The sequence below is a fragment of the Bradyrhizobium sp. SZCCHNRI3043 genome, assembly GCF_032377735.1.
Classification (GTDB): domain Bacteria; phylum Pseudomonadota; class Alphaproteobacteria; order Rhizobiales; family Xanthobacteraceae; genus Bradyrhizobium.
Genome location: NZ_JAUHID010000026.1, coordinates 38,385 through 62,300 on the forward strand (window position 1 = coordinate 38,385; position 23,916 = coordinate 62,300).

General features: G+C 65.3%; 24 protein-coding genes. 12 read left to right on the plus strand and 12 right to left on the minus strand.

The window, feature by feature from the left end; all coding sequences use genetic code 11:
* Positions 1–2: 2 nt before the first annotated feature.
* Positions 3–536: a hypothetical protein gene (locus QX124_RS29680; protein ID WP_315786590.1), complete on the minus strand. Its 534-nt coding sequence runs from the start codon at positions 534–536 to the stop codon at positions 3–5.
* Between the two features lie 417 nt (positions 537–953).
* Here QX124_RS29680 and QX124_RS29685 point away from each other — a divergent pair, with 417 nt between their 5' ends.
* The 3 genes from QX124_RS29685 (at position 954) to QX124_RS29695 (ending at position 3,770) form a co-directional block, all read left to right on the plus strand.
* The gene (locus QX124_RS29685) at positions 954–1,355 is read left to right on the plus strand and encodes a transposase (RefSeq protein ID WP_315786587.1); all 402 of its coding nucleotides are present in this window, start codon (positions 954–956) and stop codon (positions 1,353–1,355) included.
* 1,238 nt (positions 1,356–2,593) lie between these two features.
* Positions 2,594–2,797 (plus strand): hypothetical protein, encoded by a 204-nt coding sequence (locus QX124_RS29690; RefSeq protein WP_315739236.1) that lies wholly within the window; start codon positions 2,594–2,596, stop codon positions 2,795–2,797.
* 34 nt (positions 2,798–2,831) lie between these two features.
* Positions 2,832–3,770, plus strand: coding sequence for a TauD/TfdA family dioxygenase (locus tag QX124_RS29695; RefSeq protein ID WP_315786579.1), 939 nt, complete (start codon positions 2,832–2,834; stop codon positions 3,768–3,770).
* 53 nt (positions 3,771–3,823) lie between these two features.
* On the opposite strand, the gene QX124_RS29700 is transcribed toward QX124_RS29695, so the two are convergent.
* Complete coding sequence (locus QX124_RS29700; protein WP_315799069.1) at positions 3,824–4,105, minus strand: hypothetical protein; 282 nt, start codon at positions 4,103–4,105, stop codon at positions 3,824–3,826.
* 388 nt (positions 4,106–4,493) lie between these two features.
* Between QX124_RS29700 and QX124_RS29705 the strand changes: the two genes are divergently transcribed.
* The 5 genes from QX124_RS29705 (at position 4,494) to QX124_RS29725 (ending at position 9,278) form a co-directional block, all read left to right on the plus strand.
* Positions 4,494–5,339, plus strand: a complete 846-nt coding sequence (locus QX124_RS29705; RefSeq protein WP_315799070.1) for a CmcJ/NvfI family oxidoreductase — start codon at positions 4,494–4,496, stop codon at positions 5,337–5,339.
* Positions 5,340–5,502: 163 nt separating this feature from the next.
* Positions 5,503–6,624 carry a methionine ABC transporter ATP-binding protein gene (locus QX124_RS29710; protein ID WP_315799071.1) on the plus strand — a complete coding sequence of 374 codons (1,122 nt, stop codon included), beginning with the start codon at positions 5,503–5,505 and terminating at the stop codon, positions 6,622–6,624.
* Entirely contained in the window at positions 6,614–7,279 is a 666-nt protein-coding gene (locus QX124_RS29715; RefSeq protein ID WP_315799072.1) for a methionine ABC transporter permease, read from the plus strand. Before QX124_RS29710 ends, QX124_RS29715 begins: the two co-directional genes overlap by 11 nt.
* Positions 7,280–7,463: 184 nt before the next feature.
* Complete coding sequence (locus tag QX124_RS29720; RefSeq protein ID WP_315786565.1) at positions 7,464–8,246, plus strand: class II aldolase/adducin family protein; 783 nt, start codon at positions 7,464–7,466, stop codon at positions 8,244–8,246.
* Between the two features lie 255 nt (positions 8,247–8,501).
* Positions 8,502–9,278, plus strand: coding sequence for a MetQ/NlpA family ABC transporter substrate-binding protein (locus QX124_RS29725; protein WP_315799073.1), 777 nt, complete (start codon positions 8,502–8,504; stop codon positions 9,276–9,278).
* On the opposite strand, the gene QX124_RS29730 is transcribed toward QX124_RS29725, so the two are convergent.
* On the minus strand, positions 9,260–10,684 hold the full coding sequence (locus tag QX124_RS29730; RefSeq protein WP_315799074.1) for an FAD/NAD(P)-binding protein: 1,425 nt from the start codon (positions 10,682–10,684) through the stop codon (positions 9,260–9,262). The two genes, QX124_RS29725 and QX124_RS29730, sit on opposite strands and share 19 nt — an antisense overlap.
* A gap of 448 nt (positions 10,685–11,132) precedes the next feature.
* Here QX124_RS29730 and QX124_RS29735 point away from each other — a divergent pair, with 448 nt between their 5' ends.
* The 4 genes from QX124_RS29735 (at position 11,133) to QX124_RS29750 (ending at position 15,319) form a co-directional block, all read left to right on the plus strand.
* Positions 11,133–12,728 carry an FAD-binding protein gene (locus QX124_RS29735; RefSeq protein ID WP_315799075.1) on the plus strand — a complete coding sequence of 532 codons (1,596 nt, stop codon included), beginning with the start codon at positions 11,133–11,135 and terminating at the stop codon, positions 12,726–12,728.
* Positions 12,725–13,099, plus strand: coding sequence for a ferredoxin family protein (locus QX124_RS29740; protein ID WP_315739247.1), 375 nt, complete (start codon positions 12,725–12,727; stop codon positions 13,097–13,099). The genes QX124_RS29735 and QX124_RS29740 overlap by 4 nt, the downstream gene beginning before the upstream one ends.
* Positions 13,096–14,325, plus strand: coding sequence for an LLM class flavin-dependent oxidoreductase (locus QX124_RS29745; protein WP_315799076.1), 1,230 nt, complete (start codon positions 13,096–13,098; stop codon positions 14,323–14,325). Before QX124_RS29740 ends, QX124_RS29745 begins: the two co-directional genes overlap by 4 nt.
* A 139-nt stretch (positions 14,326–14,464) precedes the next feature.
* A complete protein-coding gene (locus tag QX124_RS29750; protein WP_315799077.1) occupies positions 14,465–15,319 on the plus strand; it encodes an NADPH-dependent oxidoreductase in 855 nt (284 codons plus the stop codon).
* Positions 15,320–15,377: 58 nt separating this feature from the next.
* On the opposite strand, the gene QX124_RS29755 is transcribed toward QX124_RS29750, so the two are convergent.
* The 9 genes from QX124_RS29755 to QX124_RS29795 form a co-directional block, all read right to left on the minus strand.
* A complete protein-coding gene (locus QX124_RS29755) occupies positions 15,378–16,187 on the minus strand; it encodes a MetQ/NlpA family ABC transporter substrate-binding protein (protein ID WP_315799078.1) in 810 nt (269 codons plus the stop codon).
* Positions 16,188–16,263: 76 nt separating this feature from the next.
* Positions 16,264–17,607: an LLM class flavin-dependent oxidoreductase gene (locus tag QX124_RS29760; RefSeq protein WP_315799079.1), complete on the minus strand. Its 1,344-nt coding sequence runs from the start codon at positions 17,605–17,607 to the stop codon at positions 16,264–16,266.
* A gap of 57 nt (positions 17,608–17,664) precedes the next feature.
* Positions 17,665–17,889 carry a hypothetical protein gene (locus QX124_RS29765; protein ID WP_315799080.1) on the minus strand — a complete coding sequence of 75 codons (225 nt, stop codon included), beginning with the start codon at positions 17,887–17,889 and terminating at the stop codon, positions 17,665–17,667.
* Between the two features lie 254 nt (positions 17,890–18,143).
* Positions 18,144–19,103, minus strand: coding sequence for a serine O-acetyltransferase EpsC (gene epsC, locus QX124_RS29770; protein WP_315799081.1), 960 nt, complete (start codon positions 19,101–19,103; stop codon positions 18,144–18,146).
* 28 nt (positions 19,104–19,131) lie between these two features.
* Entirely contained in the window at positions 19,132–19,704 is a 573-nt protein-coding gene (locus QX124_RS29775; protein WP_315799082.1) for a flavin reductase family protein, read from the minus strand.
* Between the two features lie 62 nt (positions 19,705–19,766).
* Entirely contained in the window at positions 19,767–20,996 is a 1,230-nt protein-coding gene (locus QX124_RS29780; protein ID WP_315799083.1) for an acyl-CoA dehydrogenase family protein, read from the minus strand.
* A gap of 41 nt (positions 20,997–21,037) precedes the next feature.
* Positions 21,038–22,054: an NrtA/SsuA/CpmA family ABC transporter substrate-binding protein gene (locus QX124_RS29785; RefSeq protein WP_315799084.1), complete on the minus strand. Its 1,017-nt coding sequence runs from the start codon at positions 22,052–22,054 to the stop codon at positions 21,038–21,040.
* A gap of 17 nt (positions 22,055–22,071) precedes the next feature.
* The gene (locus tag QX124_RS29790) at positions 22,072–22,791 is read right to left on the minus strand and encodes an ABC transporter ATP-binding protein (protein WP_315739258.1); all 720 of its coding nucleotides are present in this window, start codon (positions 22,789–22,791) and stop codon (positions 22,072–22,074) included.
* Entirely contained in the window at positions 22,788–23,648 is an 861-nt protein-coding gene (locus tag QX124_RS29795) for an ABC transporter permease subunit (RefSeq protein ID WP_315739259.1), read from the minus strand. Before QX124_RS29795 ends, QX124_RS29790 begins: the two co-directional genes overlap by 4 nt.
* Between the last annotated feature and the right edge of the window lie 268 nt (positions 23,649–23,916).

A 23,916-nucleotide genomic window follows, 5' to 3' on the forward strand; every position in this document is an offset into this window, starting at 1 on the left:
CCCTATGCGCTTTCACTCTGGAATGTCCTGACCAGTTGTGCTCCCTCGATAGGCTCGTCGAGCAGCACCATCATCACTCGGTAACAGATCAGCTCGCACTGATCTGTCGACAAGCCCTGTTCCCTAAGAGCGCGCTGCACCTCGTCCAGGGTATGGCGCAGACTGCGTCGTGCCTCCGTTTCCGTGACTGCATGTGCTTCTTCACGTGCTTTCCGGGTCTTGATGAGATCGAAGGCGTTTTTCCAGATGCTCAGCAGGTTGGATATTCCGCTGAGCCCGCCTGATTGATACAGCTTGAGCAGCCCCTTTGCGATGTAGCTGAGCGCCATATAAGCAAAAGGCAAAAGCAAGGCTCCGCCATCTGGCAGAAAACCGCCGAGTTCCGCTTTATTCTCAAAGAGCTGCCGTCGGTCTCGACCGCCACGCAGATAGGCCTCCATCATCATTGGCGCGAGAGCTTCGCTCTCGGGTTCGATCTCTGCTGCAATCCGCTTCGCCCATTTGCTGATGGAGTCCGACGAGAATTCTTCGGTCATCGCAGTGAATCCCTTCATAAAAGTGGTTCCCCCAAGTCGTGTGCGAACTGAAGAAAATTGGTCGATCATTTTCAGGATCTAATCGTCACAGGCGCGTCGGCTATGCTGCGGACTAAGTGGCCTTGTGTCGTGCACGTCGGTGTGCGGCTGGCTCGGATCGTCCGGCCGCTAATAAGTGAATTCTTCGGAGATATGTGCGTTGCAGTATGAGGTGAATGATAGAAAAAAGCAATCAAAAGTAGAAAGAATGAAAATGAGGTTGTCCTGTCGACCATGGGCTGGCGGATTTGCGACCGGCATCCACTGAGAGATGGCGGATTGGGTTCGATATTACGGTGACAGTGTTGGACTGCACTGGACTGCACCCCTCAAGTGAGACACAGATAATTTCTGTGACAGGCATTTCGGGGATGAGCTGTGGCAGTACGAGGAAAGACCCGTCAGTTCCCGACGGCTTACAAATTGAAGGCGATCAAGCGGGTCGAGCGAGGCGAAGGCGTTCTGCCCGTCGCTCGTGACCTCGGCATAGCGCGCAAGCTTCTGCACGACTGGATCAAGGCGTGGAAGGCGCACGGGCCAGAGGGATTGAACCGCAAGGGCGGTCCCAAGCCCGGCCCGCGCAAGCTCAAGCCCGTGGCGACGTATGACGACAAGCGTTCGGCGCTCGCCCCGGCGAATGCGCGCATCGCCGAGCTGGAACGGCTGGTCGGCCGACAGCAGATGGACATCGATTTTTTTCGGCAAGCCTTGCGCGCTCTGGAGCGGCCGGTCGTGCAAGGCAAACCCGCATCCGCATCATCGAAGTCATCCAGGCCATGACATCGGAGGCCGCCGACTCCCACGTTCACGTGCAGCACCTCTGCGCGCTGGCGGGTCTGCCGCGCGCGACCTATTACCGCGGGATTACGCGCGGGATTACGGTGACAGTGCATAAAACTCGTGAGCTTCGCTCGCTATCTCGACCGCCCTCGCTGCCCCGTTCAGCGCGGGGCCGGCGACGAAGGCCCGGGCATCCACGTCTTTCTTCGTGATGACCACGACGTGGATGGCTGTGACCGAGCATGGCCATGACGATGGGGGCGGGGGCGAGGCGACTCACGGACGCCCGGTCGTCGTGCGATGGATCATCTGCCCGACGAGCAATCCACGCATGCCCTACATGCGCCAACTGCCCGTCGTGCCAGTTTGTCGCGGACTCCTCACTTGCGTTGTCGGGCAAATCACCTCCACATTCTCGCGCATCCCGGCTCGCTGAAGAGGGACGTTTCGCGATCGTCACGAGCGTCGAGCCTGGGGAGGCGATGGGCGCGTTGCTCCGCAGCCGGGTGTCAAAGCCCGCGCCGACGAACGGAGCGAGGCGACGGCGAAGTGGTGTGGTCCTGGCATCGCGGTGCTGATGCCAAGCCGGCGGTGATGATGATCCGCCGGCGACGGGGGCAAGACAGCCGATCCCCGGGGAGAGCGCCTATAACCCGTCAAACCGTCGCGCAGGGAAGGCCGGATATTGGGCTGAACCTGTGGTTCTGCCGCGTGCTTTTTTGCTGCACGCGGACCGCGGGTATCAGTCGATACCCGGTCTTCCCTGCGCCTCTTCTTCAAAGGAGAGGTCGAACGAATGCAAAGCTCGGGCGCATGCGGCCGCGAGATCCCCGAGCCATGCCTGCTGTTTGAAACGTGGAGAAAGCTTTTGTCGTACGATGTCCCACGCCGCGTCATCTGCAAGTCCGTCTCAATCCCAGCTTCCGGATAAGCGAGCGACTATTTGCGTCGAGATGTGTCGTTCTGAAATAAACGATGCGCTGGTTTGCAATCTTTGAAGTTCCATTTCATTGACCGCATAGCGCCTCGCGCCGATATTCCCTGTCGTCATCGCTCAACCACGGAACGCCAGATGAGAACCCGAACCGCAGCCGATCGCCTGGTGCGCAAGCGCCTTGCCGGCCGCTGTTTCTCTGCGGCGACCGGGGCCTGTTGCTGATCGCTGCAGCCGAATTCAACGCCTTCAACCATCTGCAGATCAGACAGGAGCGCCGCACGCACGCGGCGAACGACCGGTCATGTCCAAAGCCTATGTCATCGAGGTTCTCAACCGCACCGCCGGCATCGTCACGGCCGACGAGCGCGGCTTCAGCTTTTTCTCATCCGAACGCGCATTCGACAGCCTGGAGGGACAGCACTTTGCCTCCGCGCGCGAGGCCGAACGCGCGGCCCGTGCGCTCGTCGCGACCGGCGGAGGACGCCTGCGCCGCGCGGTCATCTGATCTCCCACATCGCAACTTTCGAGAAGGATAAGTCATGAGCTTCTACAGGGACTTCAACGACAAGCTGGCCATCCAGGCATGGAACAGCGCCCGGCGCGAGCCGTATCGCACGATTAAGGTGCGGCAGCTCAGTCCGACGGTCGGCGCCGAGATCGGCGGCGTCGATCTCACCAAGGATCTGCCGGACGAGCAGTTCGCGGAAATCCACCGCGCGCTCGATGAGAATCTTGCGATCGTGTTCCGCGATCAGGAGATCTCGAAAGACGACCACAAGCGCTTTGCGCGCCGCTTCGGCAAGTCGCTGCACCGGCACGAGCTGGCCGCGACCCGCTTCCGGCACGACGGGCTGTTCGATCCGGAATTCCTGTCGTGGAAGACCGATGCGAATTCGCGCTTCACCGCCGGCGACGGCTGGCATCCGGACGTGTCCTGCGATCCCAGCCCGATTGCGGTCTCGCTGCTTCGTGTGACCAAGACGCCGCCGCTCGGCGGCGACACGGCCTTCGCCAACATGTATCTCGCCTATGAATTCCTGTCGGATCCGATCAAGCAGCTGCTGGATGGCCTCACGGCCATCCATGATGGATCATTGGCCTGGACCGCGGGTTATGGCGCCAAGCCCGATCCCGGCAAGACCTATCCGCAATCCGAGCATCCGGTGGTCGTGACTCATCCGCGTACCGGCCGCAAGTTCCTGTACGTCAATGCGTCCTTTACCTCGCACATCGTGCAGCTAACCCGGCGCGAGAGCGATGCGCTGCTGCAGCTCCTGTTCCGTCACATCGAAGGCCAGCTTGCATTGCAGACGCGGGTGCAGTGGCGGCCGAACTCGCTGCTGGTTTGGGACAATTGGGCGAGCCAGCATCATGCGGTGTGGGACTACTATCCCGAAGAGCGCTGGGGCGAGCGTGTGTCGGTGGTGACCGGCGAGGTGCCGCGGGCGCGGCTTGGGCTCAGCGAGGCCGCGGAGTAGGTCGGTCGCGCTGCACAGGCGCGGGCCCGAACGGGCCTGCGCTCCCTGCGGTGTCAGTCCGGACTGATATGAACCAAGAGAAGGCGGGAGATCGCCGCGTCGGCAAGCTCGTCGGCGCGGTCGCGATAGACGACGGCCTCGTCGTCGGTTGCTCCGCGGAGCGCAAGCCGTTCGGCCTGGGCAGGACGCCTCAGCCGGCAGAAAGCGTCGATCGCGTGGAGCAATCGCGGTGACCGCACCAGGCTCTGCGCCATGTCGTGATCATTCGTGGCGAACACGAAGGCCGGGCGCCGGCCAAGATCGATGGCGAAGACCTGCGGAGGTGCGGCTGACATGCGGTGGCGTCGGATCGTGTCTGTTCGGCGCGGGGCGCGTTGGTGCTCTGATGCTGAGTGTAGAAGGACGCCGCATGCCGTCAATAAAATGGGTCGCGCGATTTTCAGGCTGATCGAGCAAGAATTGTTCTGCGCGGGCGGCGTGACCCGAATGCAAGGGACCCGATGGCGCCGAGTCTGGCTGCGGTGATGTCATGCCAGCCATGTCCTGGCGCAGGACGCGACACACAGAAGAAAACTTCGGTCTAGCACTGTGTTCGACGAGCAATTCCTTGCTACGCCGGGCCGCAGCGAAAGCAGGAGCGTTGCTATTTCGGGCGCCGGCTTGTTCTGACCGCCGGCGCCGATCAAGCTACATGCAATCGCATGAAACTGCCCGGAGACATCCATGAGCCTGGTCGAGAGAAAGATCAAAGCGTTGCCCTTCGTTCTCGCCGAGCTGAACTATCTGGCGCCCACCGCGGGCAAGCCGCGCACCTATGCGTTCGACCCGCCGCCGGGCGAGCCGAAATCGACCGCGCTGCCGGAGCCCCGTCAGGTGCCGGTGTTCAACGGCCGCCCGATCGCGCAATCATTCTCGCTCGACCGTGAGGGCTTTGCGCTGGTGCGACACCCCACATTCGTGCGTGACTTCACCAACGAGAAGGAAGTCCGTAGCATCTATTATCCGGCGGCGGAGGCCTTCATTCGTGCGACCTTGCGCGCCGATCGCGTCGTGATCTTCGACCACACCCTGCGCAAGCGTGTGGCCGGTGCTCCCGACGTCCGTGACGGCGGGCCGCGCCAGCCGGCGACGCGCGTGCATGTGGACCAGACCGCGACGTCGGGTGCCAACCGGGTGCGTGAGCATCTCGGCGCCGAGGCGGAGGACCTGCTGCGCGGGCGGGTTCAGGTGATCAACCTGTGGCGGCCAATCATCGGGCCGTTGCGCGACACGCCGCTGGCGATGTGCGACGGGACCACGGTCGCGCCGGATGATCTGGTCGCGTCCGACCTGATCTATCCCAACCGCAACGGCGAGATCTACTCCGTCACGTACAATCCCGCTCATCGCTGGTTCTATTTCCCGGACATGACACCCGACGAGGCGCTGCTGCTGAAGTGCTACGATTCGGCGACCGACGGGCGCACGCGGTTCGGACCGCATACCGCGTTCGTCGACCCGACGACGCCGACCGATGCGCCACCGCGCGAGAGCATCGAATTGCGGATGCTGGTGTTCCACTTCGATTGAACGTGAGCAGGAGGATGACGTTTCACGGACGGTGACGCCGTGAGAAGCTTCGTCCAACTTGGGGGCATTTTCTGAAATTGCCTCTGGACTGATCGCAGGCGATGGTGAGCGCAATTCGAGTGCGCTGCAGCATCTGAAGCCAAGGTCAGTCCAAGGTCAGTCCATGAATGCCCACCCAACCCTGGGGATCGCCGAGCCGGTCGTGCCGGCCGGTCTCATCCCTTCGTCTCTCGTCGCCGAGCCGATGGTTCGCTTCGAGGGACTGTCGAAGATCTATCCCGCCTATCGCGACAAGCCGGATGTCGAGGCGCTCAAGGATATTGACTTCGCGATCGCGCGGGGCTCCATCACCGGCGTGATCGGACGGTCCGGCGCCGGCAAGTCGAGCCTCGTCAGGCTGATCAATGGGCTGGAGAAGCCGACGGCGGGACGGGTGGTCGTCGATGGACGCGACATCTCGGCTCTGCGCGGCCAGGCGCTCCGGCTGGCGCAGCGTTCGATCGGCATGATCTTCCAGCACTTCAACCTGCTGTCGTCGCGCACGGCCTCCGACAACATCGCACTCCCGCTCGAGATCGCCGGCTGGTCGAAGGCCGACATCAGGACGCGGGTCGCCGAGCTGCTGGAGCTGGTCGACATCGCCGACAAGCATGATCGCTACCCGGCGGAGTTGTCCGGCGGTCAGAAGCAGCGCATCGGCATTGCGCGCGCGCTGGCGACGCGGCCGAACGTGCTGCTGTCCGATGAGGCGACGTCGGCGCTCGATCCGCAGACGACGCGGGCGATTCTCGACCTGCTCGCCAACATCAATCGCGAGCTCGGCGTCACCATCATCCTGATCACCCACGAGATGTCCGTGGTCCGCCAGCTCGCCAAGGAAGTCGTCGTGATCGATGATGGGCGTGTCGTCGAGCGCGGCCATGTCGCCGACATCTTCACCCATCCGAAGCATCCGACCACGCAGACCTTCCTGGCCGAGGTGCTCGGCGATGCCGTGCCGGTGTCGCTGGCGAGCCGGCTCGTGCAGGAGCCTGTGCCGATCGGACAGACGGTGCTCCGCGTCCAGGTGCGCGGCTCGGATGCCGGCGACACGCTGGTGGCGCGGCTGGCACGCGAGCTGTCGATCGACGTCGCGCTGCTATCGGCGCGGATCGACGAGATCGGCGGCCAGCATGTCGGCTCGCTGATCCTGGGCATTCCCGGCGGCGAGGCGGCGGCGCGGCAGACGCTGTCCTATCTCTCACTGCATCACTTCGCAGCGGAGCGTCTCGGCTATGTCTCCTGAGCTCATCAACCTGATCATCCAGGCCACCGGCGAGAGCCTGTTCATGGTCTCGACCGCGGCGTTGGTCGCGACCTCGCTCGGGTTGCCGCTCGGCGTCTTCCTGGCGACGAGCCGCGCGGGGGAGTTGTTCGCAGCGCCCGCGGCCAACGCGATCCTTGGCATCGTCGTCAACGCCACGCGCTCGACGCCCTTCATCATCCTGGTCGTCGCCATCATCCCGTTCACGCGCCTCGTCGCCGGCACGTCGATCGGCTCGGGGGCTGCGATCGTGCCGCTGACGGTGGCGGCGACGCCGTTCATCGCGCGGCTGGTCGAGGCGGCGATCCGCGAGGTCGATGGCGGCCTGATCGAGACCGCGTCCTCGTTCGGCGCGACTCCGCTGCAGATCGTGTTCAAGGTGCTGATCCCGGAAGCCTTGCCGGGCCTCGTGCTGGCGTTGACGCTCGCCGTGGTCAGCCTGCTCGGCTATTCCGCGATGGTCGGCGCGGTCGGCGGCGGCGGTCTCGGCGACCTCGGCATTCGCTACGGCTATCAGCGCTTCATGCCGGAGATGATGCTGGCCGTGGTCGTCGTCCTGATCGCGCTGGTGCAGACGGTGCAGACCGTCGGTGATCATCTCGCGCGCAGGCTCAATCGGCGGCTGCGGCAGCGTTGAGCAGAGATTGTGTCGCGACGGCGCGGCGGAGACGTTTTCGGTCGACGTGAGATACGAGGGCTCGCCGGCATTTCCGGTGAGCCCTGATCTTTGAAAAGATCGTCTCGCGCCGTTCGTTCTACCATCAGCCTAACGAGTTGACCGCGCGATGGACGCGCGCGCTCGAGGCAAGAGGTGAACGGCCATGAATACGCTCGTCGAGAAACCCAGGAAGTTTGCGCTCGTCGAGCGCCAGCCCACCGCCACGTTCGCGGAGGAGCGGCTGCATCGCAAGCAGCGCCTCGCGGCGACCTTCCGCCTGTTTGCCCGCTACGGTTTCGATCAGGGCCTGGCGGGCCACGTCACCGTGCGCGATCCGGAATTCCCCGACCGGTTCTGGATCAATCCGCTGTCGGCGCATTTCAGCCAGATCAAGGTGTCCGACCTGCAACTCGTCGATCACGATGGCAACATCCTGATCGGCGACAGGCCGATCAACCAGGCCGGCTTCGTCATTCACTCCGCGATCCATGCGGCGCATCCGCATGTGATCGCCGCCGCGCATACGCATTCGACCTATGGCAAGGCGTGGTCCGCGCTCGGCCGACTGCTCGATCCCCTGACGCAGGATTCCTGCGCCTTCTACGGGGATCACGTGCTGTTCGACCCGTTCACCGGCGTCGTGCTCGATGCCGATGAGGGCAGAAAGATCGCCCAGGCGTTGGGGACGAAGAAGGCCGCGATCCTGCAAAATCACGGGTTGCTGACGGTCGGCCCGACCATCGAGGCTGTAGCGTGGTGGTACATCGCGATGGACAATGCCGCGCGCACGCAATTGTTGGCCGAGGCCGCCGGTCCCACCAAGCCGATCCCGCACGAGATCGCCAAGCTGACGGCGGGGCAGGTCGGCACCCACAAGGGTGGCTATTTCAGCTTCCAGCCGCTGTGGGACTGGATCACGGCGCAGGAGCCGGATCTGTTCAACTGAAGGATCAGTAGCCCGCATGAGCGCCAGCGACATGCGGGTTCTTCTCCACGCCTCGTGTGAGCCCGGAGGTCGCTTCGCTCATCCGGGCTACAGGTTGAGAGAATGAATCGATCAGAATGGCTGAGAAGAAAGAACATTTGCACGCAATGATCAGCTGCGAGAGCGCGTCCATTGCTTTGTTCGCACCTGCGATTGCGGCCCGGCTGTTGCGGCGCTAGTGAGCAACGAAACTTGGTTGTTTCGTTGGAGACTTGAATGCGCCTTCCCCTTGTTGCCAGTGCCGCCCTTGTGTCGTTGATCCTTCCCGCACAAGCGGAAGCTATCCGCGTCGGCGTGACCGCCGGGCCGCATGCCGAAATCATCGACGTCGTCAAGAAGGTGGCCGCCGAGCGCGGGCTCGACATCAAGGTCGTCGAGTTCACCGACTACGTGATTCCAAACCAGGCGCTGGCGTTGAAGGATCTCGAGGCGAACTCGTTCCAGCACGAGCCCTATCTGAAGAACCAGATCTCCAAGACCGGATGGAAGATCGTCAAGGTCGCGACCACCATCGCCTCGCCGCAGGGCGTGTATTCGCAGAAATACAAGGCGCTGGCCGAGCTTCCGGAAGGCGCCAAGGTCGCGATCGCCAATGATCCGTCGAACGGCGCGCGCGGGCTGATGATCCTTGCGCTGCACGGCGCCATCAAGCTGAAGGATCCGAGCAATGTCGCCTCGAGAGTGGTCGACATCACCGACAATCCGAAGAAGCTGAAATTCGTCGAGCTCGACGCGGCGCAGCTGCCGCGCGCGCTGGCCGACGTCGACCTCGTCTCGATCAACAACAACTACGCAGTTCAGGCCGGGCTCAATCCCGCCAAGGATGCCATCGCGCGTGAAAATGCCGAGGGGCCCTGGGTCAACATCCTCGCGGTGCGCGAGGAGGACAAGGACAAGCCCTGGGTCAAGCAGCTGATCGAGGCCTACCAGTCCGAGCCGGTCAAGGCGTTCCTGGAGACGCGCTTCAATGGCACCTACATCGCGACCTGGTGATCGGCAACCGCCGCCAGCGCCGGCGCTTCGATCGGCGGCACGACGATCGGGCGGGCCTGCAACAGCCGGTCCGCCAGATCGGCGCACTGGCTCCGGATGTCCGGGATCGCGATGATCTCCCAGAAGGCGGCGCGGGTCAGCGGGCCGATTGCGAACAGGCGCTGTGACGGCGTGCCATCGGCACCGACGATGGCGCAGTCCGCCGTGACCTCGATGCCGATCCGCAGCGGATCGCAGCGTGCCAGTCCTTGATCGAACAGGCTGCGCACGGCGGGGTTGGCGGTGGCGCGGGGGTCCCTGACGATCCCCGTGCAGTCGATCACGGCACCGACCTCGAGCGTCTCGATCTCGCTGCGGCCACGCCGGCGATAATGCGCCCGAGCGCCGTGCGTCCCACCGTCGATCTTGACGAGCTTGGCAGCGGCGACGCGAAGTTGGCCGTCCGCGATCGCCTGTGCGATGCGCTGTTCGACCTCCGGCGCCATACGGTGCCGATGCACATCCCACCACGCCCGCGCATGCTCCAGGAAGCTGTGCTTGGACGCCAGCGGCAAGTCCTGCCACAGCCGATGGCTGAACGGCCTGACGGCGTCGATGACGCCGCGCCAGTCGCCACCCTCGGCGATGTGGGCGGCGATCCGCTGCCGGAACCAGCGCAGCAGAACGCTGCCGCGCGCGCCGAACGGAACCTCATCCTCGCTGATCTTGCAGGGAGTGATACGCCGATGTCCCTTCGCCATCAGGCCGCGGCGCGAGATCGCGAGGATCGGGCCGCGATGGCCCTCACGCAGCAGCGACAGCACGTAGTCCGCCATGGTCAGGCCGGCGCCGAGAATGAGCACCGCCGAATCGCGGCTGAAGCCGGGAATGGACGGCGAGATCCAGGGATCGGCATGCCAGGCCGAGCGCGGGATGGCCGCGTCATGCCCGGTCGCGAACACCGCGACGTCGCCGATCTGCCGCGTCCCATCCGCCAAACTCACGGTCACGGTGTGAGCGCCCTCGCTCACCGCGATGCATTCGCCACGGATAATGCTGAGACGCCGGGCGCCGTCCTCGGTCTCCAGGAACGGCGCGATCAGGCTGGCGATGTAGTCGCCATAAAGGCGGCGAGGCACGAAGCAGAACGGATCGGGACAAAGCCGCAGGCCATGCTCGTGCGTCGACAGCCAGCGCCAGAAATGCTCGGAATCATCGGGCAGCGCACTCATGTTGGCAGCGCGCACGTTGAGCAGGTGATCAGCATTGCCGGTGTGATAGGCCAGCCCGCGACCGACCTCCGAACGCTTCTCGATCAAGGTGATCCGGATATCGGACTTCGGGCGTTGCAGCAGCTGATAGGCCAGAAGGACGCCGGATGCACCGCCGCCGACGATGATCACGTGTCGTTCTGGAAAACGGCTCATGCAAAGATGCCTTTTCTCTCGCGCGCGGACGATGTGCTACGTTTGTAGTCTAGCACGTAAAACATCGGCCGGATTCGGAAAGACGAATATTCTACTTGTTGGCGCGTTCCGACCGATGGTGTTCCAAGAACATACAGATTGTTGTCGCAAGTGTGTCGTCATGAGCGACGCTGCGATAGAATTATTATTTGCAGCCGGCTGGCGCGCCGGGCGGCGATGGAGGCCTGGAACACTCGACCGAAATCTTCTCCGGTCATGGATCGCGGCGAGAACAGAGCGTTTGAAAATCGCGCAACTCTGAAATTGCCAGCAGCGCCGCACTGGTTGACCATGATCGCGCGCGTGCGTCGTTTACGCACGGCAGCGGAGTTCGGAACATGGTTGCGCAGGCCACGCCGGCAGAACGAACGGGAGCGCGCGCTTTGCGGATGACACATCCGGTGTCGCCGTGACTGCTTCAGGGCCGGATCCACTATCGCTCACCGCCGACGTGCTCGTCATCGGCGGCGGCATGGCCGGTGCCTGGGCTGCGGTCTCGGCCGCGCGCGCCGGTGCGCGGGTGATCCTCGTCGACAAGGGCTATTGCGGCACCAGCGGCGTCACGGCCGCGGCCGGCCCCGGTCACTGGTGGGTGCCGCCGCAGGCGCGCGAGCAGGCCGTCAGCCAGCGTGTCATCGCGGGTCTCGGTCTCGGCGAAGCCGCATGGATGCATGGGATCATCGCGGAGACTTGGCGGACATTGCCAACGCTCGCGAGCCACTACGCGTTCGGCATCGACGATGACGGGCAGACCAACTATCGCGCGGTTCGCGGTCCCGAATACATGCGGGCGCTGCGTGCCTTTGCGCGTGATCATGGCGTCACGATCCTTGACCATTCGCCAGTGCTGGAACTGCTGGCGCGCAGTGACGGCACGATCGGCGGTGCACGAGGCCTTCGCCGTCAGGATGGGGCGCGGCCTTACCAGATCGCCGCAGGTGCGACTGTGCTCGCTGCCGGCGGCACCAGCTTCCTGTCGCATCTCTTGGGATCGCGCACCAATACCGGCGATGGCTATCTGCTGGCGGCGGAAGCCGGCGCCGATCTCTCAGGGATGGAATTCACCGCGGCCTACACGATCGCGCCGGCGCATTCGACGATGACGCGCAGCATGGCCTATGCGTTCGCGACTTATTACGACGCCGACGGGCGCGAACTCGATCTGCCGTTCGGGCCGCAGCAGACGGTCGGGTTGGCCAAGGCTATGCTTGCTGGACCGGTGTTTTGCTCGCTCCATCTTCTGCCCGACGACATCAAGGCCCGCCTGCATACGATCTCGCCGAACGTGCCGCTGGTGTTCGATCGCTGGGGCGTCGATCCCTGGCGCGATCGCTTCGAGGTCACGCTGCACAATGACGGTACCATCCGTGGTCTCGGCGGCGTCAGGGTCGACGATCTCGACGGGCGTACTGCCGTGCCGGGGCTGTTCGTCGCCGGCGACAACGCCTCGCGCGAGAAGGTTGCCGGTGCGATCTCCGGCGGCGGCAGCATCAATTCGGCCTGGGCGCTGTCGTCGGGCGTCCGTGCCGGGCAGGCCGCCGCGCGACTGGCGCGCAGCATCGGGTCGAAAGCCTCGTCCTTGATTCCGCTCGGACAGGCCGGCCTGCGGCCGAGGGTGCGGAGCAGAGCGGGCGATCTCGACGCGATCAGGGCCGGCGTCCGCGCCGAGATGCATCCATTCGACAAGAACCTGTTCCGCAAGGAATCGACGCTGGCTGCGTCGCTCCGGTCGCTCGACGGGCTCTGGCGCGAGATCGCCGACCATGCGGGCGGCGATCCGCTGCGGTCGCGCGAGACGGCGGCGCTGGTCGCAACGGCGCGCTGGTCGGTCGCGACCGCGCGACAGCGGACCGAAAGCAGGGGGATGCATCGCAGGCTCGATCATCCCGGCGTCGATCCGGACCTCGCAGTGCGCCTGGTGAGCCGCGGCCTCGATCGCGTCGACATCGCAGCCGACACGCGCCGTGTGCCGGCAGCTCCAATCGCCCTGGAAGCCGCGTCATGATCGAGCTCATCGTTGCCGATCGCTGCACGGACTGTGGCGCCTGCGTCGAGGCGTGCCCGACCAACGTGCTCGACCGCGCGTCGTCGGGGCCGCCGCTGCTGGCGCGGGTCGAGGATTGCCAGACCTGCTTCATGTGCGAGCTGTATTGCCGCGCGGATGCGATCTACGTCGCGCCCGATTGCGACCGCCGCGTCACGATCACGCCGGGCGAGGCGGTGGCCTCGGGACGCCTCGGTCAATATCGCAAGCATTCCGGCTGGGACGAATGGGCCCGGCAGTTTCCTAACGAGCAATGGCTGATGGAAACGGTGTTTCGCCGCGCCGGCGAAACCGTGCGTGCAGCCGCCGCAGACGACAGGAGGACGGCATGACCATCATCACCCACCGGCCAGGAGCCCTTGTCGGCCTCGACGGCTTTCCGGGACCGGCCGACCGGCCGGACAGCCCGTTGTCGCAGGCGCTGCAGCAGCCGCTGCTGCTCGGCCTGTTCCTGCCGATCCAGGCCGGCGGCTGGAGCGCGTCGACCTTGCCGCGGACGACGTCCTGGCATTTCGACTACAACCGCGACCTGGTGCTGGCTGCGGAGAATCTCGGCTTCGATCTGGTGTTCGCGCTGTCGCAATGGCTGCCCAAGGGCGGCTATGGCGGCGTGTTCACCGGCGAGGCGCTCGACTCGTTCATGACCACGGCGGCGCTGACCAGTCTGACCCGGCGCATCATCCTGGTCTCGACCATCCACGTGCTCTACGGTCCCTTGCATCCGCTGCATCTCGCCAAATATGGCGCCACGCTCGATCACATCTCCAACGGGCGCTGGGGCATCAATGTCGTGACCGGCCATCGCGCCGCCGAACACGAGGCGTTCGGCTGGAGCCGGATCGATCACGACCGCCGCTACGAGCTTGCCGCCGAGTTTCTTGAAGTGCTGCAGCGGCTGTGGGGCGACACTGAGAACTACTCATTCTCCGGCCAGTCGTCCTGGAAGCTCAACGGCGCCTTCGTGACGCCGAAGCCGCGCTACGGCCGGCCGGTGCTGGTCAACGCCACCGGCTCGGACGCCGGCATCGCCTTCGCCGCGCGCTATTCCGACATCGTCTTCATCACCAGCCCGACAGGCTCGAGCTTCGAGAGCGCCATTCCTGCGCTGCCGGCGCATACGGCGAGGGTCAAGCAGGCGGCGCGCGATCTCGGCCGCGAGGTGCGGACGCTGCTCAATCCGATGGTGATCTGCCGCGAGACCGAGCGCGAGACCTGGACCTATCACGATGCCATCGTCGCCCATGCCGATCCGGTCGGCGACTTCCACCGGCTCGACAGCGACGCTCATGCCTGGCGCGGCCGTGTCGGCGTCGATGCGCCCAAGCGCCGGGCGATCGGCGGCAACATCGAGGTGATCGGCACCCCCGAGCAGGTGGTCGAGCAGTTCGTCCAGCTCAAGAAGGCCGGCGTCGATGGGCTGCAACTGTCGTTCTACGATTTCAAGCCCGACCTCGACTTCTTCGGCCGCCGCGTGCTGCCGCTGATGGAGCAGGCGGGATTGCGTATACCCGTGATTGAGACAGTGGCTCATCCTGCTGCTGCAGAGGCCGCCGAGTAGCCGTGAGCGCCGACCGACCGACGCGGGCGATATGGGGATTGCCGTCGTCCGCGAGGTCGGCTTTGCTGCGGATCGAAGTGCGAGCTGGACGAGATGGCTGCCGGCGCGAAAAGCGCACGGCATGACGTGAGGGACTGGAATGACGATTGTTGAAACGAGGACATCGCGCGCGGCGGAAGACGACGTCACGGCGGCGCTGCGCAAGCGTTATGGCGCGCATATCCCTGCGGTCGCCGCCGGCGCCGAGGACATCCTCGGCCAGTTGCTGGCGCATCGCTCGATCCGCAGCTATCGGCCTGATCCGGTGCCCCCGCACACGGTGGAGACGCTGGTGGCCGCCGCGCAGTCGGCCGCGTCGTCCTCTAACCTGCAGACCTGGAGCGTCGTCGCGGTCGAGGATCCCGCGCGCAAGCAGCGGCTGTCGGAGTTCGCCGGCAACCAGAAGCACATCCGCGAGGCGCCGTTGTTCCTGGTCTGGCTTGCCGACCTGTCGCGGGCCGAACGGCTGGCACGGCGCGAAGGGCGCTCCGACGACGGCATCCATTTCCTGGAAACGCTGTTCGTTGCGGTCATCGATGCCGCGCTTGCAGCCCAGAACGCCGTGGTGGCGCTGGAGGCGCTCGGGCTAGGCTCGGTCTATATCGGCGCGATCCGCAACCGCCCGCAGGCAGTGGCCGAGGAACTCGGCCTGCCGCCGAACGTGCTCGCCGTGTTCGGCCTCTGCGTCGGCTATGCCGATCGGGCCGCCGGCGAGGACGTCAAGCCGCGGCTGCGCCAGAGCGTGATCCTGCATCGCGAGCGCTATGCGCCGACGGACGAGATCCACGGCATCGCCGCCTATGACGAGACGCTGCGCGACTTCCAGACCAGCCAGGGCATCGCTGCAGTCGGCTGGCGAGAAGCCGTGCTGAACCGGCTGGGCTCGGCGAAGGCGCTCAACGGCCGCGACAAGCTGACCGAGGCGCTGCGCGCGCTGGGCTTCGGATTGAAGTAGAGCTGGCGTCGACCGAGATCAGCGGCGGCCCGTGACGAGCGCGGGCCGCCGCCGTTGGTCACTTCATGTATTCGGGCAGCGTGAAGCCGTCATAGAAGCGATCGGCGAGGATCGCGGCCTTGAAGCCCGGCGACTTGTAGCCCGCCACGATGTCCTTCGCCCAGGCGGCGTCGGCGTTGTCGCGCTTGACCGCGACCACGTTGATGTAGGGCGTCGTCATCTTTTCCAGCGCGAAGGCGTTGGTCAGCTTCAGGCCGCTGAAGATCGCGAAGTTGCCCTGGACGGCGGCGAAGTCGACGTCGTCGAGCGCGCGCGGCGCCTGCGCGGCCTCCAGCGGGACGATCTTGATGCCGCTGGGATTCTTGATGACGTCGAGCTCGGTGACGTCGACCGGCTTGGAGTCGCGGATCTCGATCAGGCTGAGATCGCGCAAGATCCACAGCGCGCGCTGCAGGTTGACCGGATCGTTCGGCACCGCGATCTTGGTGCCGAGCGGGTGCTTCTTGGAATAGATCCCCATCGGCGGCGTCGGCACGTGCACGATGCCGGTGAGATCGGTCTTCTGCCGCTCATTGTAGGAGTTCAGGAACACCGTGTGCTGCATGACATTGGCGTCGATCTCGCTCTTGAACACGGCATTGTTGGCCTCGAGGCCGGTCGAGAACTCGACATAGCGGATCTGATAGCCCTTCTTTGCAAGCTCGGGCGCCACGCCGATCTTGAATTCGTCGATATAGGGCCCGGGCACGAAGCCGACCTTGAGCTCCTTCTTCTCGGCCGACTGCGCCGACGCGCTGGTGACGGTGAACAGGGAGAGCGTCGAGGCGGCGAGCAGGCGGAGGACTTGCGATCGTGTCAATGCAGGCATGGGACTTCCAAAGCTTCAACAAACGAAGAGCGGCGCGGATGCCTTGCAAGGCGTTCGCGCCGCCCGAGAACGGATCTCAGGCAATCGCCTGGACCTGGTGACTGAAGGCGCTGTCTGGACGGTCGAGCCCGTAGTGCTCGCGCAGGGTCTTGCCGGTGTAGTCCTCGCGGAACAGGCCGCGCTTGCGCAGGATCGGCACGACGTGCTCGGCGAACAGGTCGAAGCCGCCGGGCAGCCAGGGCGGCATCACGTTGAAGCCGTCGGCGGCGCCGTTCTCGAACCAGGTCTGGATGTTGTCGGCGATCTTTTCCGGCGTGCCGGCGATCACCCAATGGCCGCGTGCGCCGGCGAGGCGCTGGATCAGCTGCCGGATCGTCGGCTTCTCGCGATCGACGATGTCGACCACGAGCTTGAAGCGGCTGGCGACGCCGCGTGCGCCGTCGGTCTCGATCAGGTGTCGCGGGAACGGGCCGTCGAGATCGAAGCCCTGGAGGTCGAGGCCCAGCATCTGGCGCAGCTGCACCAACGAATACTCCGGCTGGATCAGGTCGTTGAATTCCTCATGCAGGCGGTCGGCTTCGGCCTGCGTCGAGCCGACGAACGGGCTGATGCCGGGCAGGATCTTGACGTGATCCGGATTGCGATCGAGCGCGCGCGCCTGGCGCTGGATATCGGTATAGAACTCCTGCGCGCTCGCCAGCGTCTGGTGCGCGGTGAAGATGGCTTCCGCAAAGCGCGCCGCGAAGGCGCGGCCGTCCTCCGACGAGCCGGCCTGGACGTAGACCGGCCGTCCCTGCGGCGAACGCGGCACGTTCAGCGGACCGCGCACGCGAAAATACTTGCCGACATGGTTCAGCGCATGGACCTTGTCGGTGTCGGCGAAGATGCCGGAGGCGGGATCGTTGACGACCGCGTCGTCCTCCCAGCTGTCCCACAGCGCGGTCACGACATCGAGGAATTCCTTGGCGCGCTCGTAGCGCTCATGATGCGGCGGATGCTCCGGCAGGCCGAAGTTCTGCGCCGCCTGTGGCGCGCTTGTCGTGACGATGTTCCAGCCGGCGCGGCCGCCGCTGAGATGATCGAGCGAGGCGTACAGGCGCGCCAGATTGTAGGGCTCGTGGTAGGTGGTCGAAGCCGTGCCGATCAGGCCGATGTGGCTGGTCGCGGCGGCGATCGCCGACAGCCAGGTGATCGGCTCGAAGCGGAAGCGTTGCGCGTAGCGGACGTTGTCGGCCAGCGCCGGACCGTCAGCGAAGAAGATCGCATCGAACTTGTAGTGCTCCGCCGTCCTTGCCAGCTGCTGATAGTAGGTGATGTCGAGCGCGCGGCTGGTCGCCGAGCCCTTGTAGCGCCAGGCCGCCTCGTGATGACCACCGGGATAGATGAAGAGGTTGAGGTTCAGTTGGCGACGCTGGCTCATGGGGCGCTCGTGTTGTGGCTTGCTGATGTGCGTGTATCGGCAACCGACCGATATCGGCTAGTGCGGATCGCGGGCGGATGCGTAGCTCAAGTCGTGAACCGATCGCAGGCGCCGGGCGATTTGATCGGCCAGCCAGTTGATGCCGGCGCGGAGGTCGAAACCTGCTTTGTGGCCCTCCAGGCAGCGCTTGCCGGAATGGTGGATGCCGCCGGGCGGCTCACCGGTATCGGCAAGCCCGGGCGTATTCTGCTGAAGACTGATCACGGCGAGAGGGTCGAACATCGCAGCTTCCGTTGAAACGCTGCAGCCATCGGAGCGACTGGCGCCGGCTGCGGGAGATCAAAATCTAGTGGCCCTGTCCCGATGCTGTCGATGAAATGGATTTGCATTGTTGACCGGGGCACGAGCATGAATACGTCGTCCTCATCAGGAACGGGGGAGCGACATTTCGAGCGGCTGCCTTCCTGCGCAGCGGATCGTCGATCGACCCGTGTGCTCGGTCGCGGCGACTGTCGCCGTCATCGCACATGAGTCGATCAGGACTTCTGCGGCGCAGGTCCACCGACCTTGTTGCGCAGGGAGGCCTGGGTCACGACGCTGTTCGCAGGCACGTCGTGGGTCAGCCAGACGTTGCCGCCGATCGTCGAGCCCCGTCCGATCGTGATGCGGCCCAGGATCGTAGCGCCGGCATAGATGACGACGTCGTCCTCGACGATCGGATGGCGGGCGTCACCCTTGATGAGCGTGCCGTCCTCCTCGGTCGGAAAATGGCGCGCGCCGAGCGTGACGGCCTGATAGATCCGGACGTGGTCGCCGATCACGGCGGTCTCCCCGATCACGACCCCGGTGCCATGATCGATGAAGAAGCCGGAGCCGATCTGGGCGCCCGGATGAATGTCGATGCCGGTGCTGTTATGGGCGATCTCGGCGATCAGCCGCGACACGAGGCGAGCGTCGAGGCCATAGAGCAGATGGGCGAGCCGGTGATGGATGATCGCCGTCATCCCGGGATAGCCGATCAGGATCTCCGGGAAACTCTTGGCGGCGGGGTCACCGACGAAGGCGGCGCGCAGATCGCTGATCAGGACACCGCGCAGGGTTGGCAGCCCAGCCGCGAAGCGGCGGGTCAGCTCCACAGCCTCGGGCTGGCGGAAGCCCGGGATCAGCTCATCGCCGACGAACAAAGCGGAGCGGTGGATCTGGTCCGACAGCAGATCGAGCCCGATGCTGAGCCGGTGGCCGACGAAATAGTCGATGTTCTCGCCGTCGAGATCGTACTGGCCATAGTGGCGCGGGAACAGGGCTTCGGTGAGGGCGGAGACGACCTGCGCCAGCTTTTCGCGCGATGGCGGCCGGTGGATGGCGCCGTCCTTGCGGATGCTGTGCGTCTCCTCCCGCGACACGCGCAGCTCCGCAACGAGCCGGTCGAGACCCCAGCGTTCGCCTGCAGAGGTGGCGTTGTCCGGGCCCGATCCCGTGGTGCGGCGAGAGCTCATGCCGTTTCCTCCGTGCGCATGCGCGTCATCACCGGACATGGGTCAAGGGCACGCTGACCTCGGCGAGCAGGTCGAGATCCGCATTGCGGTCGACCTCGACATACTGGTCGTTCCAATACAGCAGGCTCGACAATCTGGGCGCAAGCTCGACGCTGTCGGGGCGACCGACGATGATCGCATGCGCGTAGCGCTCGATAATCTCGTCGACCTCGCACGCGATCGCGGCCTGGGCGTGCTGCAGCAGCGGGACGCCGGCCGGGCCGCGCGACCAGTCGATGCCCTCGAACTTCTGCTGTCCCGACAGATGCGGCGTGCTGAAGCGATCAGCGAGCGCGAGCTGGTCCGAGCTGAGGATGTTGATGCCGAACCAGCCGTCGCGAGCGATCAGCGGGAACGCTGACGACCGGCTGCCGAGACTGATCATGAGCCGCGGCGGCTCTGATGACAGCGAGATCAGCGAGGCGATCGTCACTCCGGTGATCTCCTCGCCGCGGCCCGCGGTCACGACGCTGACGCCGGCCGCGACACGGCGCAGGGCCGAGTGGAAGTGCAGGGGATCGAACGCGGTCTCAGATACGAGATGAAGGTCACGCTTGCTCATCCGTCGCCTCCCTCGGGCACGAGCCGTATTGGTCGTGTCCCACGTCGCGGCAGCGCCGTCGGTCAGAAGAAGCCCTTGGCCGGAAGCGGTGTGCCGTTGATCAGATACTGCCCGATCGCCCGCTCCTTGTAGGTGACCGGGTTGTGCGACGACAGGGTGCGGGCGTTGCGCCAGTGCCGATCGAAATTGGTGGCCTTCTTGGTCGACGAGGCGCCGCCGACGTCGAAAATGTATCCGCCATTTTTGATGGCCGCATCATCCGCGATGATCTTGGCCTGTGCCGAGAGCATTGCGGCCCGGTGGGCCAGCTCCTCGGCGGCGGCGCGCCCGGCATCGAACGCCTCCGTGGCCGCGTCGAGCGCTTCGGCCGCGACAAGGACGACCGTCTCCGCGGCATGTGCGGAGCTGGCGATCTTGCCGATGGTCTCCTGCAGCAGCGGGTCCTCGGTCGGCTTTTCATGCGGCGCATAATAGAACGTGCGCTTGCGCGAGCGGACCAGCGCGATTGCGTCGCGCAGGGCGGCGCGGCTGATGCCGGCGACGGCGGCGGTCAGGAACAGCTGCGCGAACGTGTTCGAATAGGGCACGCCGTAGCCGATGTCCGGAGCGTCGAACACGATCTCCTGCCGCTTGACCCTGACGTTGCGGAAATGGGTGGTGCCGGTCGCCGTCAGCCGTTGCCCCATGCCGTCCCAGTCGTCGATCAGCTCGATGCCGTCGCGGTCGACCGGGATGATCGTGGCGCCGGGATGGCCGCTCGGATCGGCCGCACGCACCAGCACGAGGTCGGAATACAGGGTGCCGGTGCTGTAGTATTTGGTGCCGTTCAGCAGATAGTCGTCGCCGTCGGACGTGAAGGTCGTGTTCGGCGTGATGTTGCCGACCTGAGGGCTGTCGAGCTCGGTGGTGGCAAGCCCGATGATCGCGCCGCCGGCCACCGACTTCTGCCATTCGCGCGCCTGGTCGTCGCGGGGATTGCGGACCAGCCGCTCAACGACGCTGAAATGATTGCGCAGGATGTGCGCCACGTTGGCATCGGCCTCGGCGAGCCGGATCACGATCTGGAACAGATCGCGGATCGAGCTGCCGGCGCCGCCTGCGGCGACAGGCAGCCGCAGCGCCCCTAGCCGCGCCTGCTTGATCAGCGCAATCTGCTGGTGCGGCAGGATGCGCTCGCGCTCGCGGTCCGACTCGCCTTCGGCGATTGCGGCCAGCAGGGTCTCGAGCGCGCCAGGAGCGAGCGGAAGGGGCGGCTCGGTGGTGAAGGATTTGGTGGGCAGCGGCTTGTTCATGACGGACCCGGACGATAGCGAGACAAGAGGAAGCGAGCTGCTCAGCGTTGCGGCGCCGGCTCGTCGATCTGGGCGAGGTGGGCGGCGACCTTGACGGGCTCCGGCAGCACCTTGCGCTCGACCAGCCAATCGGCGGCCTTCTGCAGGTCAGTGACGAACTGCTTGTCGTTGACGGAGAAATAGCGGTATTTGCGGTTCAGCGCGATGAACTGGTCGCGGATCTGATCGCTGTATTTGCCGGCCTTCTGCGCGATGTATTCGGCGTCCTTGCTGTTCTCCGAGATCCATTTGCCCTCGGCGCGAAACGCCTCGTTGACGGCGCGTACCAGGGCCGGATTCTCGGTCGCGAACTTGCGGGTGGTCAGATAGGACGTGTAGTCGATCTGGAACTCGAGATCGCGGCCTTCCAGGAAGATGTCGTGCGCCTTGTAGTCGAGCCGGGCGATATCGACGCCCGGGCTCCACATCGACCAGGCGTCGACCTTGCCCGAAGCCAGCGCCGGCGCCGCGTCCGGCGGATTGAGGTAGACGAACTTGACCTTGGAGCGGTCGACCTTGTGCTTCTCCAGCGCGGCGACCAGTAGGAATTCGCCGAGGCCGGAGCGGTTGACGGCGACCGACTTGCCGACGAGATCCTCGACCTTGTTGATGCCGGAATCATCGCGGGCGATGATCGCTGTCGTGCGGGGCTCGTAGACGACGAATTGCGTAAACACCAGTGGCGAGCCGGCAATGATCGCGGCCAGCGCCGGCGTGGTCGAGCCGCCGAAGCTGAAATCCGCGGTGCCGCCGGTGACGGCCTGCAAGGTCGGGGCGTGGTTCGGGAACGGGCCGAGCCATTCGACCTTGATGCCGTCCTTGGCGAGCAGCTTCTCGAACTCGCCGCGCTCCTTGGCGATCAGGTTGAGGCCCGAGAGACCCCAGGTGAGACGCACCGTGTCCGTGACGCGGCCGGGCGCGGACCATGCGTCATCCGTCAGGGTGAAGCCGGCGAGCGCGCCGATGCCGAAGGCGGCGGTGCCGAGGAACTGGCGGCGGGAGAAGTCATCCGAAGACATGTCGATCCTTCCGAAAATCAATCGTGAGCGTGTGAACCGAGCACACCGAGTTCAGCCAGCAGGTCGCCGCGGGCGACCGTGCCGCTGCGATCCGCGCGGTGCTCGAAGGCGATCCGGCCGTCGCGCATCACCAGGATGCGATCGGCGAGCGCGATCGCTTCGTCGACGTCGTGCGTGACGAGCAGCACGCCGGGACGATGGTTGGCGACGAGCTCGCGTACCAGCGCGTGCATGCGGATGCGGGTCAGCGCGTCGAGCGCGGCGAACGGTTCGTCGAGCAGCAGCAGCTCCGGCTGCTGCACCAGCGCACGAGCGAGCGCGACGCGCTGCGCCTGGCCGCCCGAGAGATTGCGCGGCCAGTCGTCGAGGCGGTCGCCCAAGCCGACCTCTGCCAGCGCCGCGGCGGCGCGGGCGCGCGCGTCGGGCACATCGAGACCGAGCGCGACGTTGCGCCACAGGCTGTCCCAGGGCAACAGGCGATGTTCCTGGAACACGACGGCGGGCCGGCGCGGCCCGATGATGCGGCCAGCCTGGATCGGATCGAGCCCGGCCAGCGCGCGCAGCAAGGTCGTCTTGCCGCAGCCGCTCTCGCCGAGCAGCGCCACGAACTCACCGCGTTCGATGCGAAGATCGAGGCCTTCGATGACGGTACGCTCGCCATAGGCGCGGCGCAGACCATTGACGATCACCGCAGGCGCGGTGGCGCCCTGCAGCGGCGGCGCGAACTGGACCGTCATCGCGCCGCTCCGTAGTTCGGATGCCATGCGAGCAGTCGCCGCTCCAGCCAGCGTGCGATCAGGTCAGCCCCGACTCCGATCAGGGCGTAGATCACGATCGTCAGCACGATGACGTCCGTGCGCAGGAACTCGCGGGCATCCATGGCGAGGAAGCCGAGGCCCGACTGCGCGCCGATGGTCTCGGCGACGACGAGCGCGAGCCAAGCGGTCGCTAGCGCATAGCGGACGCCGGTGAGGATCGAGGGCAGGGCGCCGGGCAGGATGATGCGGCGGATCAGCTGCAGCGTCGACAGCGCCTGGACCCGGCCGAGCTCGAGCAGTTTCGGATCCACCTGGCGGATGCCGAGCGTGGTGTTGATGTAGATCGGGAAGGTCACGCCGAGTGCGACCAGAAACACCTTCTCGGCCTCGCCGACGCCGAGCCAGACGATCACGAGCGGCAGCATGGCGAGGAAAGGGATCGCGCGGATCATCTGGACGCTGCGGTCGATCAGCGCTTCGGCGATCCGCGAGAAGCCGACGAGAATGCCGAGCACAAAGCCGATGGCACCGCCGATCGCAAAGCCGGCAGCAGCGCGCAGCAGGCTAACGCCGAGATCGTTCAGCAGGGTGCCCTGCGTCGTCAGCTTGAAGGCCGTGCGCATGATCTTGCTTGGCGCCGGCAAGACTTGCGGCGACAGATAGCCGCCCTGCGCCGCCGCTTCCCAGATCACGATGAGGAGGGCGGGCGCGAGCCAAGACAGGGCCTGCAGCGTCGCCGGGCTCAGCGCGCGACGCCTGTCCGCGCTGGGGCGCGCGGCGTCACGATTGGTCTGCGGCAGCTCGATCGTCCCGGCAGCTTGTTCGAGATTGCTCAAGAGTGCGTCGTCCTCGCGATGTCATGCCTCTGCCGATCGAGATCACTCGACAGATCTGTAGATCGGATGCGCGCAGGCAGCCGTGTCGTGCCGCCTCGTTGCGCGCCGGCAAACTGTCCCACGAAACTTGGCTGATCGAAATAGAGCCGTTTTCCAATTGTCGTCAGGCCTGGAGGTTTTCGATTTCCCGCGCGGGCCAAAAGCGGCAAGAACTTCTTTTCCGAATTTGTTAGTACCGGTGGAGAGGATCGCGCTTCGTCGAGATGAC